At 43.8% G+C, this 19991-nt stretch carries 21 protein-coding genes; 11 read left to right on the top strand and 10 right to left on the bottom strand.

Annotated features, from left to right (window positions below; genetic code table 11):
• Positions 1–10 precede the first annotated feature (10 nt).
• The 4 genes from FTV34_RS08575 to sdsA form a co-directional block, all read right to left on the bottom strand.
• Entirely contained in the window at positions 11–1282 is a 1272-nt protein-coding gene (locus tag FTV34_RS08575; protein ID WP_166137622.1) for an efflux RND transporter periplasmic adaptor subunit, read from the bottom strand.
• Positions 1283–1317: 35 nt separating this feature from the next.
• On the bottom strand, positions 1318–1920 hold the full coding sequence (locus tag FTV34_RS08570; protein WP_180052311.1) for a phosphatase PAP2 family protein: 603 nt from the start codon (positions 1918–1920) through the stop codon (positions 1318–1320).
• 159 nt (positions 1921–2079) lie between these two features.
• Positions 2080–4122, bottom strand: coding sequence for a site-specific recombinase (locus FTV34_RS08565; protein WP_180069924.1), 2043 nt, complete (start codon positions 4120–4122; stop codon positions 2080–2082).
• A 15-nt stretch (positions 4123–4137) separates the two neighbouring features.
• On the bottom strand, positions 4138–5115 hold the full coding sequence (gene sdsA, locus FTV34_RS08560; protein WP_004784900.1) for an All-trans-nonaprenyl-diphosphate synthase: 978 nt from the start codon (positions 5113–5115) through the stop codon (positions 4138–4140).
• Between the two features lie 444 nt (positions 5116–5559).
• Between sdsA and rplU the strand changes: the two genes are divergently transcribed.
• From rplU to FTV34_RS08520, 8 genes are all read left to right on the top strand, one after another.
• Positions 5560–5871 (top strand): 50S ribosomal protein L21, encoded by a 312-nt coding sequence (gene rplU / locus FTV34_RS08555; RefSeq protein WP_004784898.1) that lies wholly within the window; start codon positions 5560–5562, stop codon positions 5869–5871.
• 19 nt (positions 5872–5890) lie between these two features.
• Positions 5891–6145: a 50S ribosomal protein L27 gene (rpmA, locus tag FTV34_RS08550; protein ID WP_004784896.1), complete on the top strand. Its 255-nt coding sequence runs from the start codon at positions 5891–5893 to the stop codon at positions 6143–6145.
• 247 nt (positions 6146–6392) lie between these two features.
• The gene (lolA, locus tag FTV34_RS08545; RefSeq protein WP_004784895.1) at positions 6393–7085 is read left to right on the top strand and encodes an outer membrane lipoprotein chaperone LolA; all 693 of its coding nucleotides are present in this window, start codon (positions 6393–6395) and stop codon (positions 7083–7085) included.
• 165 nt (positions 7086–7250) lie between these two features.
• Positions 7251–8009 (top strand): DUF3298 domain-containing protein, encoded by a 759-nt coding sequence (locus FTV34_RS08540; RefSeq protein ID WP_180069922.1) that lies wholly within the window; start codon positions 7251–7253, stop codon positions 8007–8009.
• A gap of 100 nt (positions 8010–8109) precedes the next feature.
• Positions 8110–9381: a serine--tRNA ligase gene (gene serS / locus FTV34_RS08535; RefSeq protein WP_005236894.1), complete on the top strand. Its 1272-nt coding sequence runs from the start codon at positions 8110–8112 to the stop codon at positions 9379–9381.
• Positions 9382–9454: 73 nt separating this feature from the next.
• Positions 9455–10828: a siroheme synthase CysG gene (cysG, locus tag FTV34_RS08530; protein WP_180069920.1), complete on the top strand. Its 1374-nt coding sequence runs from the start codon at positions 9455–9457 to the stop codon at positions 10826–10828.
• A 34-nt stretch (positions 10829–10862) separates the two neighbouring features.
• A complete protein-coding gene (locus tag FTV34_RS08525) occupies positions 10863–11339 on the top strand; it encodes a tRNA (cytidine(34)-2'-O)-methyltransferase (RefSeq protein ID WP_180069918.1) in 477 nt (158 codons plus the stop codon).
• A gap of 183 nt (positions 11340–11522) precedes the next feature.
• Positions 11523–11912, top strand: a complete 390-nt coding sequence (locus tag FTV34_RS08520) for a hypothetical protein (RefSeq protein ID WP_180069972.1) — start codon at positions 11523–11525, stop codon at positions 11910–11912.
• 69 nt (positions 11913–11981) lie between these two features.
• Here FTV34_RS08520 and FTV34_RS08515 read toward each other — a convergent pair whose 3' ends face one another.
• The 6 genes from FTV34_RS08515 to rpoD form a co-directional block, all read right to left on the bottom strand.
• Positions 11982–13370, bottom strand: coding sequence for an APC family permease (locus tag FTV34_RS08515; RefSeq protein ID WP_004784881.1), 1389 nt, complete (start codon positions 13368–13370; stop codon positions 11982–11984).
• A gap of 264 nt (positions 13371–13634) precedes the next feature.
• On the bottom strand, positions 13635–14819 hold the full coding sequence (locus FTV34_RS08510) for an iron-containing alcohol dehydrogenase (RefSeq protein WP_180069916.1): 1185 nt from the start codon (positions 14817–14819) through the stop codon (positions 13635–13637).
• 1 nt (position 14820) lies between these two features.
• Complete coding sequence (locus tag FTV34_RS08505; protein ID WP_005236882.1) at positions 14821–15354, bottom strand: hypothetical protein; 534 nt, start codon at positions 15352–15354, stop codon at positions 14821–14823.
• A gap of 74 nt (positions 15355–15428) precedes the next feature.
• Positions 15429–16088: a lipoyl(octanoyl) transferase LipB gene (gene lipB, locus FTV34_RS08500; protein ID WP_159123448.1), complete on the bottom strand. Its 660-nt coding sequence runs from the start codon at positions 16086–16088 to the stop codon at positions 15429–15431.
• Between the two features lie 163 nt (positions 16089–16251).
• A complete protein-coding gene (locus FTV34_RS08495) occupies positions 16252–16539 on the bottom strand; it encodes a YbeD family protein (RefSeq protein ID WP_159123449.1) in 288 nt (95 codons plus the stop codon).
• 107 nt (positions 16540–16646) lie between these two features.
• Positions 16647–18533, bottom strand: coding sequence for an RNA polymerase sigma factor RpoD (gene rpoD / locus FTV34_RS08490; RefSeq protein ID WP_004784872.1), 1887 nt, complete (start codon positions 18531–18533; stop codon positions 16647–16649).
• A 373-nt stretch (positions 18534–18906) separates the two neighbouring features.
• Between rpoD and FTV34_RS08485 the strand changes: the two genes are divergently transcribed.
• The 3 genes from FTV34_RS08485 to FTV34_RS08475 all read left to right on the top strand — a co-directional run.
• Complete coding sequence (locus FTV34_RS08485) at positions 18907–19113, top strand: PA3496 family putative envelope integrity protein (protein ID WP_004784869.1); 207 nt, start codon at positions 18907–18909, stop codon at positions 19111–19113.
• A gap of 71 nt (positions 19114–19184) precedes the next feature.
• Positions 19185–19709, top strand: coding sequence for a YecA family protein (locus tag FTV34_RS08480; RefSeq protein WP_004784868.1), 525 nt, complete (start codon positions 19185–19187; stop codon positions 19707–19709).
• 130 nt (positions 19710–19839) lie between these two features.
• Positions 19840–19991: DUF4372 domain-containing protein (locus FTV34_RS08475; protein WP_141214591.1), on the top strand; the 152-nt coding region annotated here is incomplete at its 3' end.

Here is a 19991-nt window from a genome sequence, read left to right as displayed (position 1 = left end):
CCATTACTCCTTATGCATTTGCAGCAGGTTTTTGTTCAGGTTGTTTCTTTGCATCATCTGCCTTTTTTGCATCTGCTGCAGGTTGCTGTGCAGCTGGTTGAGCAGCACCTTGTGGGGCAGCCGCTTGAGGTTGATAAGGTTTAGGCACCACTTGCTGTTCAGGTTTTACCTTAGCAATACCGTCAACAATCACTTTATCACCCGGATTCAAACCTTCGGTTACGATCCAGTTGCTGCCTTGAGTCCCGACTGTCGTTACTGGACGTGGAGTCACTTTATTATCAGCACCCACCAGCATCGCCATAGCCTGACCCGTAGGTGTACGGGTTAACGCTGCTTGTGGAATCAGGAAGGCATTTGGAATTTCGCCTTGTACGATTTGCGCTGTGGCAAACATACCTGGCAGAAGTAAATGGTTTTTGTTCGGGAATACTGCACGTAAAGTCACAGTACCTGTTTCAGGGTTCACGCTGGCATCCGAGAATGCAAGACGGCCTTCGACAGGGTAGATGCTGCCATCTTCAAGCTTTAACTTCACTTTGGTGTTGTTTGAGCTGTTGAGGTTGCCTTTGCTTAGCTGTTGACGCAGGCGCAGCAGTTCAGCACTGGATTGGTTGATATCTACATAGATTGGATCTAGGCGCTGAATCGTAACCAGTGGTTCTGTCTGATTTGCAGTCACTAACGCACCCGCCGTAATCGAAGAACGGTTAGTTTGACCAGAAATCGGTGCACGTACGGTTGAATAGCCCAGGTTGATTTCAGCATTACGTAAAGTTGCACGGTTGGCATTCAAATCAGCTTCAGCCAGTTTGACCTGTGCTGCGATGTCATCGTATTCCTGTTTAGAAATGGCATTGGTACCGACCAGTTGACGGTAACGGCCTTCTTTAACACGCAATACACCTAGATTCGCTTCAGCACGGGCAATCGCAGCACGAGCATTATCGACAGTAGTGCGATTAGTGCTTGAATCGATTTCATACAGTGCCTGACCTTCACGGACATAGCTACCTTCAGTGAATAAGCGTTTAAGCACCACACCACTGGCCTGTGGACGTACTTCAGAAATCTCAAATGCTGTTGTACGACCTGAGAGCTCTACAGACTGCTCGACACTTTGTGGCTGTGCAACAAGAATACCGACTTCAGTCGGTGGCATTTGCTGCTGAGCACCAGCTTGCTGGCCCTCTTTAGGATCTTTGCTACAACCAACAAGTGCAAGACTTGTTGCTAATGCGCAAGCAGTCAGGGCGGGTGCCCAAAGCTTTGCAGACATCATTGTTCCACCTCAATTGGATTCTTATCTAAATTTTTTTATTTGTGAGCCGTGCAATATCTGATCCAGACCATATACCACAACGAAATCCAAATAAAACTTATACTCCAGCCGGATATGACATCTGAAGGAAAATGTACGCCTAGGTAAACTCTTGAAATACCCATAATCAGCATCCATGCACCTGCACCCATCCAGATGATGGTATGTCGGGGATGTTGCCGATATATGAATATTGCCAGACAGCCGAGACAGGCTGCATAGACGCTATGGGCACTCGGGAAGGAGCTTCCATAGCTTTCAACCAGATGAAAAGACTCTGCTGGTCGAGGTCGGGCAATACTGAATTTTAAAAGCCAGCCTAGGAGAATTCCTCCGATAATTCCGATACATATAAAAATTACGCTTGCATACTTTTTATACCACAGTAGAAAAATACACCATAGTGTGGATAAAAATAATACAAATGGCATGCCACCTATCACTGATAAGGACTGATTAATTTGATTTAAAAATTCTGTGCGATAGCCGCTAATCCATTCTATTGCAAACACATCTAACTGGCTTAAAGTTGCAATATCAAGAAATAACACACTGAAAATTAAAAATAAAATTCCGACAATAAGTAACAAGTAATGCATGCCAAAAATCCTTGTCCTTTTAACCGTTATTCAACCGGTTAACTGTCTGCGCTAAAGTGTACTTGCCAGTACACTTTTTTTCAAGAGTGCGTATTTTATGCAAATTCCATTTTTTATTTATGGGATTTTGTACCTAAATGCCCAAATATTCTCGCAATTTTACAGTTTTGTGGATGTATGATTTTCGTCAATTTCAATGGTTTGCTTCGGCGGCCAGAAAAACTCACTTGGGCGAGTCAGGAAATGGGTCATGACCAGTTTGGCGAGCGGTTTCCACTGTTCGAAACGCACCCGTCGTGCGCGTAATGCCACAATAATGGTCAGGCTGAAACTTACAAAAAGGTTAGTCAGACCAATCAGCAGAACACCCAGGAAAGAGATGATAATGAGTCCAATATCTGGACCATTAATATTGATCAGTCCTTGGATAAAGTTGGCAGAGGCAAAGGCAATATGACGAATATCTAAAGGCAAGCCAAGAATGAAACCGATGGTACCCATACTGCCCAGCATAACCCCAAAAATAAAATTACCCGCCAGTGCACCCAGATTACGTTCAATATAATCGGCAAATCGATGTAAACGTTCTTGTCCCATCAGTTGCGACAGGCGCACATGAGCTCTCAGACGAGGACCAACCTTCCGATACACTGCCATATTATCGAAATAACCGGCTAATAGGCCTGACAGGAACAAACATACTCCAGCCACTGCTGCATGAGGAATCGCCAAAGAAGTAAATGGATTCAGGTCATATAAGGTTTTGGCTGCTTTGGCATGTGTCATTAATGGCTCATGTAGGGCAAATTCCCACATCAGGGCAATCAGTGCTGCAACCGGAATTGCGATGGAAATATTCCCAAGAATTGCGACAAACTGGGTCCGAATGATATTCACAATCAGTGCAGCCAGTTCAGCAATCTGGGCGGTTTTTGAACCCTTACGCTGTTGTACGGTAGAAGCCAGTGCAGCTGCGGTCATGGCCGGCTGTTTGGTTGCAACGGTGAAGTGCAGCACATGAATGAGCATAAAACCGAGCGAATAGTTCATGCTATAGCTAAAGGCCTGCATTAAAGGTGCCATCGTGACACGCGCCATTAAGACTTTCAGCGAAGCCATAAAGGCAATGATGACACCGGCACCGGCTGCCGATTTGTACATGGCCAGAAAGCCTTGCTTGTCGGTACTTACATAATGTTCACCGGTTTTACTGGCATTTTCAGTCACCTGTAAAGCTAGGAGTTCACTATTGGTAGTCAGTAAGGCACGCACACTGCGTTCACTATAAATTGCTTCGGTAATATCGGCGATAAACAGGCCAATGGATTGATAACGCAGGTCATCATCATCCAGCACCATATTCAGCAGGATTTCAATCCGTTCCAGACACTGTTCCAGTAAGGCCAGCATATAGGTCAGGCTGACACTGACCCCAATCCGTTTGGTAGAGCGGCGAATTTTGGCGACAACATCGTGACACTGCTCCAGCATGACCAGAGCTTGGGAAGCATCTGGCGGCGTAATCGCATCCACCAGTTCTACCGTGTTATAGCGTTTTTTATATTCCTGGATAAATTCAATGATCTCACGGTTTTGCACCAGAAAAGGTGATTCATATTCCATGAGCTCAGGCTGAGCATTAATAAATTCAGGATGCAGACCGATCCCACTCACCCGGTAGGACAGAATCGTTAGTGCTTTAATGATCTGATCTTTGATTCGGGTTTTTTCTAACTGATTAGAATGACCCTGATTTACAACAGCAAAAAGTCGCTGCCAGTCTGCTTCATCAAAATAATCCAGCCAGTATTTATCGGTACGCAAATAGAAAATTTTGCGGAACAATTCCTGAAGTTGTAGATGATCTGGAATCACCGGCAGGATATGTGCCCCGATCCGCTGATTCAGCTGGTTCCAAAAACCATCTAGAGAAAGAATCCCAGTATCGGAAAACAGGCTGGCTTGTTTATAACGATTGATAACTCTTAAAGTGAAACTTTGTAAGGTTAAGACTGCATTGGGAGTGAGCAGTAAGGCCCGGATAAATGCATTAAATTTTGTTTCGATTTCTTCTGTATTTCTGCTGTCTTCTGGGCGTATACGTTCTACAAGTTGGATGAGCAAATTCTCATCCAGCACCGCCTGTGGTTGTTCAAGCTGGTGCTGCATGCTTTGAAAAATATCAAGAAAATTAATATGCATAGGCGAGGTAAGCGGCTATTGAATCCGGTGAAGAGCCAGTTTGGCCAGATTAACGAGGGCCTGACGATACTCTGAATCGGGTAGTGCATTCAAGGCTTGAATTGCAATTTCTGTTTCTTCGGTTGCACGCTGGCGGCAATAATCCAAGGCACCAGAATCATTTACAATCTTGATGACTTCTGCCAAATGATCTGTTCCGCCCGTTGCAATACTGCGACGAATAATTTCATGTGATTCACCTGTAGTATTCTTCATGGCAGCAATCAATGGCAGGGTCGGTTTGCCTTCCATCAGGTCATCACCGATGTTTTTACCTAGGGTTTCAGCATCAGATGTATAGTCCAGAATGTCATCAATAATCTGAAAAGCATTACCGAAGTGACCAGCGAATTTACGTAACGGTTCACGGAACTCAGTCTTGTCGGAAAGAATAGCTGCACCTTCGGTCGCCAGTTCAAACAGGCGAGAAGTCTTGCCATGAATAATGCTCAAATAGGTTTCTTCTGAGGTTTCTGGCTGATGTTGCGATTGCAGTTGCAGAACTTCGCCTTCGGCAATTTCGCAGGTACCCGTAGAGAAGTCTTTGAGCAGGGTCATATTGTTAAGGTCGACCAATAAATCAAAGGCACGCGAAATTAGGAAATCACCCACTAGCACAGCTGTCTGATTGTTCCAGGTCGCATTGGCAGTTGGACGGCCACGGCGTAAGCCTGACTCATCCACAACATCATCATGAACTAGAGTTGCCGTATGCAACATTTCGATAATGGCGGCCAGTTTGCGATGTTGTTCCAGTTCTACGGCACCACAGGCTTTTGCTGCCAACAGGCACATGATTGGGCGCATACGCTTGCCGCCAGCTTCAACCACATGCTTGCTGACCGCCATCACCAGCGCTACTTTTGAGGTAATTCCTTCGTTAATGAATGTGTCCATCGCAGCAAAGTCGTTAGCAACAGGAGCGAGAATATCTTGCTTAAAGTCGATGGCCATGTGAAAGAAAACCTCTAGTTTGGTAAATCGCAGCGGGTAGTTTAACAATTTATAACATGAGTGAAAGCTAAGAAAAGCACAAACTCCACTAAAAATCAGCTTTTTATAGCACTTATTCGAGTTTAGCCTAAATTTCGACATTTAAAAAATGAACAATATCTTTCCGCTAAAGTTTTTTTCTAAACATTCTCAGGCAGCTGGAAAACTCGGAATTGAGCAGCGTTTTTTGGTCAGTATATCCGGTATTAATCTTTGATTTTGAATGAATAATTTAATGGTTTATAGGCTTTGTAATGGAGTTTATGATTATTTCCTTAAAATGGCTTGTTGTTTCTTATAATATCCCTTAAAATCTTTGCCCTTGTATAACCCCCAGTGGCGCGCGTTTTAAGATCGATATATTCCTTTATCGGCACGTCGACACGGGCATGTTTGGAGTACATTATGTACGCAGTAATCCAAAGCGGTGGTAAACAGCACCGTGTAGTTGAGGGTGAAACCCTTAAAGTTGAATTATTGAAAGCTGAAACTGGTTCAACAATTACGTTTGATGACGTACTTATGCTTGTAAACGGTGATAGCATTCAAATCGGTGCTCCAGTTGTAGCTGGCGCTAAAGTAACTGCAGAAGTAGTTAGCCATGGTCGTCACGACAAAATCCGCATCATCAAAATGCGTCGTCGTAAGCACTACCGTAAACAACAAGGTCACCGTCAATGGTTCACTGAGTTGAAAATTACTGGTATCTCAGGCTAATTACTAGGAGTAAATAGACATGGCAACTAAAAAAGCCGGTGGTTCGACTAAGAACGGTCGTGATTCGAATCCTAAGATGTTAGGTGTTAAAGTTTACGGTGGCCAAACTGTAACTGCAGGTAACATCATCGTTCGTCAACGTGGTACTGAATTCCACGCTGGTCAAAACGTAGGTATGGGCCGTGACCATACATTATTTGCTACTGCTGATGGCGTAGTAAAATTCGAAGTGAAAGGTCAATTTGGCCGTCGCTACGTATCTGTTGAAGCATAATTTGCTGAAATAGAAAAAAGACCCACAGTTTCTGTGGGTTTTTTTATGCATGAAGATTTATCGGCTTATAAAGCTGTGACAGCGAATGTAAATATCACTATTGAATCTTCATCATGATGAATAAAAACAGGAATTCTGCATTAATAACAATACAAAACTTCTTATTTTCTATCATCTTAGTTCGAGAAATTGGTTTAATATGAGCCATTAGATAAATAGCAATATGCAAATACAAAAAGGTGAGATTATGAGTATGCTTCGTAAAACTGTATGTGCCATAACAATCGGTACGGCGACACTGGCACCTGTCATGAGCACGACTGTATTTGCCGCAACTGCAGCGACGGAGCAGCAAGCTACTGCGAATCTGGTGAAACAGCTCAGCAATATCCGTAGCTTAACTGCAAATTTTGAACAAACGACTAAAGTCACGAATCCGAAAGCGACCCAGAAAAAAGGCTTAACCGCCCAGCACATGAACCAGACCTTTAAAGGTGTGATGAAAGTGGCACGTCCGGGTAAATTCTACTGGGAAACTTCTAGTCCATCTAAACAGACCATTGCCACTACAGGTAAAACCGTATGGATCTATGATCCAGACTTGCAGCAAGCAGTGCGTCAGAGTCTAGACGACCAGGTGGCAAATACACCGGCATTATTATTGTCCGGCAATACCAGCCAGATTATGCAATCTTATCGCGTAACTCAGCCGAATAAAGCTAAAACCTATTATACGCTTTATCCGAAAAATACCGATGGGGTGTTTGAAAGCCTGACTATTAGTTTTGGTGCGAACAAAGCGCCTAGCTTGATGATTTTGCAGGATTCATTAGGCCAGACCACCAATATTAAATTTAGTAATGTAAAACTGAATACCACGATTCCGGCATCTACATTTAATTTTACCCCGCCAAAAGGCACAGACATTATTGATCAGTAAGCATCAATACACCCTAAATAAAAAAGCAACCTCCGGGTTGCTTTTTTTGTTCCTGATCGGGATGGATTTGGAGTCATTACAAGGTTAGCGTATATCTAGAAGTTCGGGTGTTTTAGAATAAACAAAAGTTGAGTCAATGAAATTGCAAAATTTTAGGAGCTCAGGATGAAAATGACTTCATGTAAAGCAGGATGGATTAATTGTATTTTATGTTTGAATCTGGGGTTATTTGCCTGTCAGCCTCAAACCTCTTCAGTCACTACATCCGCGCAATCAGAAGACACGGGGCAAATTCAGTCCAAAACAATTCCGGTTAAAAATGCTAATCAGGTCGTGTGTGAAATCGAAGGTTGTGTGCGCTTTGATTTGCAGACTGTAGATACCAATATGAGTTGGATTAACCAATACTTTATGGAGCGTATCCAGCGTACTGAGCCGGTCGCTTTTAGCAAAGTGACCAGTAATAAAATTAAAGCAAAGGATCAGCCGAAATTTATTGATCAGCGTTCCATTCAGGTGAGTTACCTGAATCAGCATGCTCATCTGGCCACTTTTATATTTAAAACTACTCATCAGCCTGAACGTGCCCAGCCACAATCTCATACTGAATATGTCAATCTGGATCTAAAACAAAAGAAACGTCTAGCTCTTCATCAGGTTATGCGCGGTAATACAGATGAAAAACTGAAACAGGCTCTATATCAAGCAAATAAAGAATGGTTGGATCGTTATCAAATCAACCAGCAGAAATTAGCATTGAGCGACAATTATTATTTTGACGGTCAGGGCTTGGTACTGGTTTATCCGGCAGGTGAGTTGAGTAAGCCAATCAGTGACATGGCAGAATTAAAAGTACCTTATACAGCATTAAGCGAGATCATCCGGCCTGAATATTTATCGCTTCTGCCTCAAACAAGCCTTTAAATATTGCGCTAATAAACTCCAGCCGGTAGGTCAGTCACTGTATTTTTTGACGTTAAGAGCTTACACTATAGCCAGTTTTTTTCTTATCCAAAGATTGGCTATGATCGACCCGAAATTACTTAGAAATAATATTGAGGCTGTAAATTTAGCCTTGGCAAAACGTGGTGTTCAACTGAATGTTGAGGAGTGGGCATCATTAGAAGCTCGACGTAAAGAGATTCAATCCAAAACTGAATCCTTGCAAGCTGAGCGTAATGCCGGTGCCAAGCAAGTGGGTCAGATCAAAAAAGCAGGTGGCGATGCCTCTGAAATTATGGCACGCATGTCTGCGATTGGTGATGAAATTAAGGCTGCTGAAGCTGCTCTGGCTGAACTGCAAGCTGAACTAGAAGAAAAATCACTGTCTATTCCAAACCTTCCAGATGAATCTGTACCTGAAGGTAAAGATGAAAATGACAATGTGGAAGTCCTGAAATGGGGTACACCACGCGAATTTGATTTTGAAATCAAAGACCATACTGACCTGGGCGAAATGATGGGCGGTCTGGAATTTGAAACTGCGACCAAACTGACCGGTTCACGTTTCAGCGTTCTGAAAGGTCCTTTAGCGCGTCTGCAACGTGCGATTACCCAGTTTATGCTGGATACGCATACCACTAAAAATGGCTATACCGAAGCCTATGTTCCTTATTTGGTGAATGCAGATTCTCTACGTGGTACTGGTCAATTACCAAAATTTGAAGAAGACCTGTTCAAGCTGCAAGGTGAGAAAGAATTCTACCTGATCCCTACGGCTGAAGTGCCTGTAACCAACTTCGTGCGTGATGAAATCATTGATGCTGACCGTCTGCCACTAAAATATGCAGCACATACCCCATGTTTCCGTAGTGAAGCTGGCTCTTATGGCCGTGATACCCGTGGTCTGATTCGTCAGCATCAGTTCGATAAAGTTGAAATGGTTCAGATCGTGAAACCTGAAGACTCTATGCAGGCACTGGAAGAGCTAACTGGTCATGCCGAAGGTATTTTGCAGGCATTAGGTCTGCCATACCGTAAAATCATTCTGTGTGGCGGTGATATGGGCTTTGGTGCATGCAAAACTTATGACCTTGAAGTCTGGGTGCCAAGTCAAAATACGTATCGTGAGATTTCATCTTGCTCAAATATGTGGGATTTCCAGGCACGCCGTATGAAAGCGCGTTACCGTGCTGACCAGAAAAAAACTGAATTCGTACATACGCTGAATGGTTCAGGTCTGGCTGTAGGTCGTACTTTACTGGCAGTGATGGAAAACTATCAACGTGCTGATGGTTCAATTGAGATCCCTGAAGTACTGCGTCCGTATATGGGTGGCGCAACTTACATCGACTAAATATCGGTGTATGCACCAAAATGTGCATGAAAATTGCTTAGACAGTCAGATTTAAAACTTTTTGAGGCATTTTGTGGATATCTTTCCAATCTCGTTAAAGTTGCAACAGCAACCTTGTCTGATTGTCGGTGGTGGACATATTGCATACCGTAAAGCGGTATTGCTACAGAAAGCAGGGGCAGTCATTTCGGTGATTGCACCTAAGATTGAAGCGAGTCTGCTTGAGATTGTTCAAGCGACCGCCGGTCAATATGTTCAGGCACCTTTCAATTCTGAAATTTCTCTACGTTCCTATCGTCTGGTGATTGCAGCGACCAATGATGCTGGAGTCAACCGTCAGGTGTTTGAAGACTGTGAAGCCGAAAATGTGCTGGTCAACAGTGTTGATGATCCACCACATTGCCGTTTCATGGTTCCAGCAATTATCGACCGCTCACCACTGATTATTTCAGTCGCCAGTAACGGTACTTCACCGGTATTGTCCCGTCAGATCCGTACTCAGCTTGAAGCTACCATTCCGCATGGTATGGGTAAACTGGCTGAGTTCTCTGGTAAGTGGCGTAGTGCAGTTAAAGCTAAGATCACTAATCCCGATGAACGCCGTATCTTCTGGGAAGATTTATATGCCAGTCCTTTGAAAGAACAGGTATTTAATGACAATCTGGCTGAAGCTGACCGTCTGATTGAACAAGCTTTAAATGAATGGCAAAAGCCAAAAGGTGAGGTTTATCTGGTCGGTGCTGGACCGGGTGATCCAGAGTTATTGACGCTAAAAGCCTTACGTTTGATGCAACAAGCCGATGTGGTGATCTATGACCGTTTGGTCTCTGCACCAATCATGGATCTCTGTCGCCGTGATGCAGAGAAGATCTATGTCGGTAAGGCGCGGTCTAATCATGCAGTGCCACAAGAAGGAATTAATGCCTTACTGGTGAAATATGCCAGCGAAGGCAAGCGCGTTTGTCGTCTAAAAGGCGGTGATCCGTTTATCTTTGGCCGTGGCGGTGAAGAGATTGAAGAGCTGTTTGCTGCTGGCGTGGCCTTTCAGGTCGTGCCTGGCATTACTGCAGCTTCAGGCTGTTCAGCTTATGCTGGTATTCCGCTCACTCATCGTGATTATGCGCAAAGCGTGCGCTTCCTGACAGGTCATTTAAAAGAAGGTTCACCAGAGCTGCCTTGGAATGAACTGGTCTATGAAAACCAGACCTTAGTACTGTATATGGGACTGGTTGGACTGGAAAAAATCTGTGCACAATTGATTGAGCATGGTCAGCGTCCAGATATGCCAGTAGCCCTAGTCTCAAAAGGCACCACACCAGAGCAAAAAGTCGTGGTGGGAACGCTCCAAGATATTGCATCGAAAGTGAATGAGCACCATATTCAGGCACCAACTTTGACCATTATTGGTGAAGTGGTGCGTTTACGTGAAAAATTGAAGTGGTCCTAAACGGCCACTGAACTCCCAAAAGTAGAGAAAAGCTGTGATCCATGTTGTTTTATATGAACCTGAAATTCCTGCCAATACAGGTAATATTATTCGCCTATGCGCAAATACGGGAGCACAGTTACATTTGGTCAAGCCGCTTGGCTTTGAACTAGATGATAAAAAACTAAGACGTGCCGGTCTCGATTATCACGAATATGCCAATATGCAGATTTGGGAAAATATTGAAGACTGTCTAGCCGATCTGGCTACTAAGGGCGTAGGTGTGGATGCGGTTTATCCGCTGACTACCAAAGGTTTTGAAACCCCGCATACCTCAGATCTAAATCGTTCTGTAGCCTTGTTGATGGGGCCTGAAACTCGTGGCTTGCCAGAGCATGTACGTATGATGTTTCCGAAAGAGCATTGGATTCGTCTGCCAATGGCAGAGAATTCACGTAGCTTAAACTTGTCTAATGCGACTGCTGTGATTGTCTATGAAGCATGGCGTCAGCAGGGTTTTAAACCGCTTTAAGTTCATCGTACCGATTTAAAAAGCTGCCTAAGGGCAGCTTTTTTATTTTATGTAACAGATGCAGGTACATATTAGGTCTTTCAGGTAATCTTGTAGATAAGCTCTTGAGAATGTAGAAAAAAGGAACAAGATGTGAAAATAGGATGGATTCTAGCAGGATGTAGTACGTTATTGCTGGCTAGCATGATGACACAGGCTCAAGAAGCGCCACAGCAATCAGTATCATCACAAGATACAGTTCAGCCCATTACTCAGGAAGAAATCCGTCAGGGACTGGCAGCGATGCAACAGCGCTTGAATAGCCGCATTGAGCAATGGGGTAAAACCCTTAGCCGTGATGATTTCGAGTGGACCTGGCGTGGACGTCAGATGAAACCAGCCAAACGTCAGGAAGTTTGTGATATTTTTCAGGGCGTGGTGAATGAAATGTATCAAATGGCAGTGAAAAACAAGGCTCGACTCAGTCCGGAAGATCAGAAACTATTATCCAATCGTGATCAGTTTATTGAAAAATTGGGCTTTCAAAATAACCGGGTAAATACCCAGATGGGTTTTGATTGTCGCCTACAATAAGCTCAGTCTATTATCCAAGAAAATAAAAAAAGGCGCATAAAGCGCCTTTTTAGGTATGAACAATATCGATTATTCAAACTCGTTATGTTGTGGAGCAGGGTGCTTAAAGCCCTTGGTTTTATAACCCAGGTACAAAATACCGAACATCGCCCACCATAAACCGTATTTCAGTGCAGTTTCTTCAATTTCCAACCACATCGCAAAGATACTGATAAAACCAAGCATCGGGATGACCACAAAGCTGAAAATATCTTTCGCAGTTTTAGTACGGCCATCACGCAGTGCATAACGTGAAATTACTGACAGGTTCACGAATGTAAACGCAGTCAAGGCACCGAAGCTAATCATCGAAATCACGATATCTAGATCCATGAAGCCAGCAGTTAAGGCCACTGCACCTACAATCAGAATGTTGTAGTTTGGCGTATAGCTTTTCGGACTGATATGACCAAAGATTTTCTTGTTGATCACGCCATCACGACCCATGACATACATCAGACGAGATACACCTGCATGAGCAGAGATACCAGACGCCATTACGGTAATGATCGCAAAAGTCAGAACATAAGACTGGAACAGTGAGCCGCCTACAAGAAGCAGAATTTCTGGCTGAGTTTCAGCAATATTCTTGAAGTAAGAACCCGGTGTAGAAGGGAAGTACAGCTGCATGAAATAAGTGCTGATAATGAAAATCACACCAGCGATTAAAGCAGTCAAGAAAATCGCTTTAGGCAAGGTGTTTTCAGTATCTTTGGTTTCTTCTGCCAGAGAGCTTAAAGAGTCAAAACCGGTGAATGAGAAGCACAGTAAGGTCGCACCAGTAATCAGGGCGCCTACCGAAGTCAGTTCATTCCAGAACGGTTCAAGACTCCAAAGCTGGTAACGCTGTTCAGCTGTAATCGGACCATCAGCATTGAAACCGGCCTGCAGTTTGGTAAAGACCATCCAGGTAAAGATACCGATCACCAGTAACTGTACCAGTACGATCAAACTGTTAAAGTTCGCCACGAAGCGTGCACCGCGCAGGTTTACCCCGGTCATGAAGGCAGTCAGCACGATTACCCAGACCCAGTGGTTCACATCAGGAAATAGTGCTTCAAGATAGATCACTGCCAGGATGATGTTCACCATTGGTGATAACAGATAATCCAGCCAGGAAGACCAGCCCACCATGAAGCCAATATTCGGGTGAATCGATTTTTGGGCATAGGTGTAGGCCGAACCCGAAGAAGGGTAGCGGCGAATCATGTGACCATAGCTGATCGATGTAAACAAAATTGCAATTAGGGCAATGATGTAAGAAGTAGGAACATGCAAATGACTTTCTTCAGATACCAAACCAAAAGTATCAAATAAGGTCATTGGTTGAATGTAAGCTAAACCAATAATAATGATGTGCCAGAGCCCTAGCGTTTTTTGCAGTTTAGCTGCCGATTGAGTCCCAGAGAAATTTGTCAACGGCGTTATCCTCTTAATCGTTGATCAAGGATCAGTCATATTTAATAAGGATCGTTTGAGACGAACGATCCCCCCTACAATTTTCTATAAAAGCGCGCCAATCTACTTTAAAATTACGGCTTTTACTAGCTATTTTTTGAATTTAGGCCTGCACGAAATGTGCCATTCGAAGCAAAAAACGGCGATTTCCTGCAAGATAAAAGCCCGATGTCTAAAAAAACATCAGGCTTAAATTTTTCGCTATATTGGCTTATTTTTCAGTAATTACCAAGCCTTTTTTAAGATAGATTTCAAATCTTCCAAACTGGCTTCTTTTGGGTTGTAAATGATGGAACCATCATTTAATGCTTTTTCAGCAACTTCATCCAGCTGTGCTTCAGAAATCTTACCTGTTTCACTTAATGTGCGCGGTAATTTGGTCAAGCTATAGATTCGATCACGCATGGTTAAAATTGTAGCAATGGTCTTGTCTGCACGTAAGTGTGCTGGTGTTTGTGCATAGATGTCTGCACCCGCCAATGGCAGCAGCAGCTCGGCAATCTTGTCGCCATTCACTTCCTTGTTGTATTCCAGTACATAAGGCAGGAACAGATTCATACATAGGCCATGCGGCAAATGCGCGACTGCACCTAGAGCATGTCCAAGGGAGTGCACCAGACCCACCATTGAATTGGAGAAGGCAATTCCGGCCATGGTAGAGGCCTGAGCCAGCTCCAGACGACCTTGGGCATCAGTTGGGTTGTCGAGTACGTTAAACAGGTTGGCACTGACCTTTTTCACGGCAGCTGTGGCATAGGCATCTGAAATTGGGTTGGCTGCCATACAGGTGTAGGCTTCTACCGCATGAGTCATCGCATCCATGGCTGTCATGGCAGTTAGATGCGGTGGCAGGGTCTGAGTCATACGTGGATCCAGAATTGCTGCATGCGGCATTAGGTAATAAGATGCGAATGGCATTTTCACATTTTTTTCTGTGTCTGAAACTACCGCAACCATCGTCACTTCAGAACCAGTTCCTGAAGTCGTAGGAATTACGAAAAATGGCTTCAGCGGTTTAGGCAGGTTATGCGCACCAGAATATTTGAGTAAGTCGTCACCACCTTCAGAGACCAAAATATTGGTCGCTTTTGAGGTATCAATCACTGAACCGCCGCCAACAGCAATAATGGCATCGCAATCATGATCATGATAAAGCTGTGCTGCGCTGCGCACTGTACCTAAACTGGAATCTGGCGGGACATCATCGAAAATCGCTGCAATTTTGGCATCGGTCGATTCAAAAGCAGCTTCAATCGGCGCCAGCAGGTTATTGGCACGTACACCTTTATCGGTAATGATCAGTGGACGTTTGGCACCTAAAGTGGCCAATTCAAAAGGAATGTGTTCTAACGCGGCATGACCAGCAATTACTTTGACTGGGCAGAAAAATTCATAATAAGGTTTTGCCATGTTATACACTCCGTTTCAAATAAGATTGAGCGACTTTTAAGTAGATGCTGCTCGCTTCCATGATTTTATCTTTGAGTCCCAGATTATTCGGGTATTCTTTTACTGCCAGTTGCGCCACCATTTTCGGCAAGATCAGCGCTTCCATTTTGTTCAGGCAACGTACCAGACGGATCGCATAGGAAATATCACCATCGGCAATCATGCGGTCATTGGCAAAGGCCTGAGACGTGCTTTCCTGAAAGGAAAACACCAGAAAGGCATGATGCAGATGCTTAAAGGTAATGGTCAGGTCTGGCTTGATGCTGCTGTCTTTGACCAGTTCCAGCTGATGTTGTTCCGTGACCCGGGCAACGAAGGCCGGGCCATGCGGAAAAACATTCATTGAAAGCCTAAAATTGGCGGGAAACTGGGCAACTTCCTGTTTGATTTCTGGGTCTACCTGACTTGCCATGACCAGGCCACGGCCAATGATATCCATCATCAGTTTGACATAGGCAAGCTGCAAAGCGGGTTTTACGGATTTTGTCGCAATCACGTGATGATCCCTATCTTGATATTATTGGTTTAGAGTAATTACTCTAATTTATTTATTGTTAAAATGCAAAGGCTTTATCTTTGCTCGACGTTCACCTGCTTAAAGTAACCGCTGCTGCTTAAAGTTTCAATAATTTCAACACACAAGTCATTAAACTTTGGCGGGTTGCTGACGAGGTCATTAATTCGCACCATTTCCAGGCCTGCATAGCCGCACGGGTTGATGGTATGGAAACCAGTCAGGTCGCAATCAATATTTAAAGATAAGCCATGATAGCTACGGCCTTTACGGATTTTAAAGCCGAGAGAACCAATCTTTCGCTCATTCACATAGACGCCCGGAGCATCGGGCTTGGCATAGGCTTCAATCTCATGCTTTTTAAGTAGTTCAATCATCAGGTTTTCGGCATAAGACACCAATGTACGGACATTCCAGCCCAGACGGTTCAGGTCAAACATAAAGTATGCGACGAGCTGACCAGGACCATGCCAAGTGACTTGACCACCACGGTCGGTTTGAATGACAGGAATATCAGTTGGAATCAGGATATGTTCCGGTTTACCGGCCTGACCTTGGGTCAGTACATCATGGTGCTGCAAAATCCATAACTCATCAGGCGTATTTTCATCACGGTTTTCCGTGAAGCTTTTCATTTCCAGAAAACGGTCTTCGTAGGGAGTCAGGTTATTATATTGACGGATAATCAGGGAGGGTTTTTGAACCGCAGCTGTCACAGTGTGCGTCCTTAGAAAATTAAATCATACTGCAAATAATTATAATGATTTCAGCAATAGATAGGGGAGAGATTCGTAGTAATTGTTGGTGAGCTAGTCACACACATAAAAAACACGCCCGAAAGCGTGTTTTTTAATTTGCCAAGGTTGGAGCAGAATAATCTTAAAGTGCAGTCTTGATTAGTGGGCAAGCTGCAAGATCAGCATATACGGCATGCACCTGTTCTAGTTCAAGGAAACGTAGCTGAGCAGTGATCGAATGATATTTACCAGTACGGGATGGAGTGATGCTTACGCTATCGCCATCAAAGTCAGGGAAATGCTTGGTAAAAATCTCAACGACTGCATCCAGCAGTTCTTCACCTGCCAGGCCAATGAGTTTGATTGGGTAATCCATTGGAAAAACCCAAAGATCTTCGCGGAGTTCACGAGATGGTGTACGGTCTAACATGTAGTCCCCCTATTCGAAACGCCTGCATAGCGCAGGCGTTTGGGTGTATTGCAATACAAAATGGAGACGAGAGATGAAATTTCAAGTCTCCAAAATTGTATTAAATCTTAATCATTTTCCAGGAATGAACGCAGGTGTTCAGAACGGGAAGGGTGACGTAACTTACGCAGTGCTTTCGCTTCAATCTGACGGATACGTTCGCGGGTTACATCGAACTGTTTACCGACTTCTTCCAAAGTATGATCCGTTGGCATGTCGATACCGAAACGCATTTTCAGGACTTTCGCTTCACGTTCAGTCAGGTTTTCCAGTACTTCGCGAGTCGCTTCTTTCAGGCCTTCTGAAGTAGCAGCATCAACAGGAGAGGTGATGTTGCTGTCTTCAATGAAGTCACCCAAATGCGAATCTTCATCATCACCGATCGGTGTTTCCATCGAAATCGGTTCTTTAGCGATTTTCAGTACTTTACGAACCTTCACTTCGTCCATTTCCAGACGTTCGCCCAGTTCTTCCGGTGTCGGTTCACGGCCCATTTCCTGAAGCAATTGACGAGATACACGATTGATCTTGTTAATCGTTTCAATCATATGCACTGGAATACGAATGGTACGTGCCTGATCCGCGATTGAACGGGTGATCGCTTGACGAATCCACCAGGTGGCATAAGTCGAGAACTTGTAACCACGACGGTATTCAAACTTGTCTACCGCTTTCATCAGACCGATGTTACCTTCCTGAATCAGATCCAAGAACTGCAGACCACGGTTGGTATATTTCTTCGCGATCGAAATCACCAGACGTAAGTTTGCTTCAACCATCTCTTTCTTGGCACGACGCGCTTTCGCTTCACCGACTGCCATACGTTTGGCAATGTCTTTGATGTCACGAACTTTAAGATCAAGGTCTTTTTCGATATCTGCGATTTTTTGCTGGAAGGCCAATACGTCAGGACGTACTTTTTCCAGATAAGCTTTCTGATCAGCAGTCGCTTTCGCAATTTGCTCATCTAACCAGGCTGGATTCGATTCCTGACCCGGGAAAGTAGTACGGAACTGGGTACGGTCCATACGGCCACGACGCACGGCATAACGCATCACTTCACGTTCTGCACCACGGATCTGGTCATGTGTGCCACGAATCATTTCAGAAATGATATCGAACAGACGCGGCGTGAACTTGAACATCATGAACACAGTAGCAAGCGCTTGAAGTGCTTCTTCTGCTTCTTTGCTGTTACGGCCGTGTTTTTCCAGTACCGCTTTGGTATTTTTCCAGGCATCGGAAAGTTCGGCAAAACGAACTTTGGCAATTTCTGGATCTGGGCCTGAGTCACCTTCAGAATCGTCATCGCTATCAGACTCTTCATCTTCCTCGTCATCATCCAGTTTTACATCTTTGGTTGACTTGGTCGTTGCTTCTTCGTCTTCTTCGATTTCAGCGACTTCTTCCAGGACTTCTGGAATTTCTTCATCTGATTCAGGGTCTAAATAACCTGACAGAATGTCAGCAAGGCGGCGTTCGCCAGCTTCATAATCTTTGTATTCTTGTAGTACAACTTCTACAGCATTCGGCCAGTAAGCAATAGAGTGAAGAACGTCTCGGATACCTTCTTCAATGCGTTTTGCAATGCTAATTTCGCCTTCACGCGTTAAAAGTTCAACGGTACCCATTTCACGCATGTACATACGTACAGGGTCAGTCGTACGACCTGGTTCGTTTTCTACAGATGCAAGTACAGCCGCAGCTTCTTCTTCTGCAACTTCATCAGCAGCTTCTGCAGTATCCTCGAACATTGCATCATCAGATTCAGGCGCACGATCATGGACAGGAATACCCACATCATTCAGCATTTGAATGATGTCTTCAATCTGTTCGCTTTCTGTGATGGAGTCCGGGAGATGATCGTTAACCTCAGCGAAGGTTAAGTAACCTTGTTCTTTGCCTCGGCTAATCAGAGCCGCTACTTGAGAAGTAGGGGAAGTCATATCGCTCATCTTTGCTTACTCTTCGTTGAATCTGTGGCAGTGAAAAACCGTGCATGATAGCACAATTCACCTGAAATAGTTTTGGAATTGATCAGTCAAGCATGATTTTATAAATATGTTTGAATAACAATTGAATATCGATATTGGGTCTAAGTTTATCTTTTCAAGTGTATTTCCCAATCTAATTTTAGAAACGTCCCTCATCCATGGGATAAAAAGCGTTCACTATCTAACCAGCTAATAAATACACAATTATGCTGTAGAAAAACAAGAGCCAACTAGTATAAACATACAAAATATATAAATAAAACTTGACAAGTTTTTAAAGGCAAGATAAATAGCGCCTAGACCCATTTACATTTTTCACTACGAGGTAGTTTTAGTGTCTTCGACAGATTTTGAACTAGATGATAGCTACGGTGATGATGATGTTAATTTCGATGAGGCATCGAGTAAGCTAAGTGCGAAAGAGTCGTTGGAAAAACGTCGTCTGATTGATGATCTGCTCTCGCAACGCCGCCTGGAACGCGAACTCAAAGATTTTGATTATGACTTCGACGATGATGACGACTTTGACGACGAAGATTAACGAATTCAGATTTAGCATAGCCTGAATAAATGCTATGCTAATCCTTTCGGTTTTCTAAGTTTGGATGTTAAATGAGTGCTTTAGATTTAGACCTGTTGAGTGAATATCTGGATGGCGACCAAAATGAGTATGGTCTGGATTTTGCGGCAACTCATGGTTTCTTATGTGCTATCGCAGTAGGCCCGCAATTTGACAAATGGATGGATGAACTTTTTGAAGGCAACCAGAAAAAAGTGCCTGCAGAAATCATCAATCAGGTTAAAGCATGGTTAGAGTCAATCCGTCAAAGCTTGGCCAATGAAGAAGGGATCACTTTCCCGTTTGAAATTGAAGAAGCAGATACCGAATCAAGTCTAGGTGACTGGAGCGTGGGCTTTGTAGATGCCATGTTCCTAAACGAAGAAGCCTGGTTTACAGAAGAATTTGAAGAACAGTTGGTCGATTTAACGCTGCCAATTATGGTATTCAGTGGCATCGATGAAGAAGATCCGCAAATGGAATCTTTCCGTCGCAATGGCCAGTTAATGGATGAGCTTGCAGAAGAGATTCCAGAAAACTTGAATGAATTATATCTGATGTACCACACACCAGAATAAGTCATGCCCCGCCATGAAAAAGCACCGTCAGGTCACTGCTGTCCCATAGTTTGCTTTAAATAAAAAAACCTGAGTCCTAACAGTTAAAATATGAGTGCAAACAAACACTTTAACGACCAGGATTCAGGTTTTGTCACATCAGAATACCGTATTTCATGAGCTAATTAAACCTGTTGTGCGACAGGATTTTGAACAACTTGCTAAAGTACACCATGTTGGACAGAAATTTAGAGCGGCTTCCCGGTGGGATCAGTTTATTGCCATATTGATGTCTCAATTCTC

The sequence above is a fragment of the Acinetobacter sp. YH16038 genome (genome assembly GCF_013417275.1).
GTDB lineage: Bacteria > Pseudomonadota > Gammaproteobacteria > Pseudomonadales > Moraxellaceae > Acinetobacter.
The sequence above is the reverse complement of the archived record's forward strand: the minus strand, read 5'-3'. Positions and strand labels throughout refer to the sequence as shown.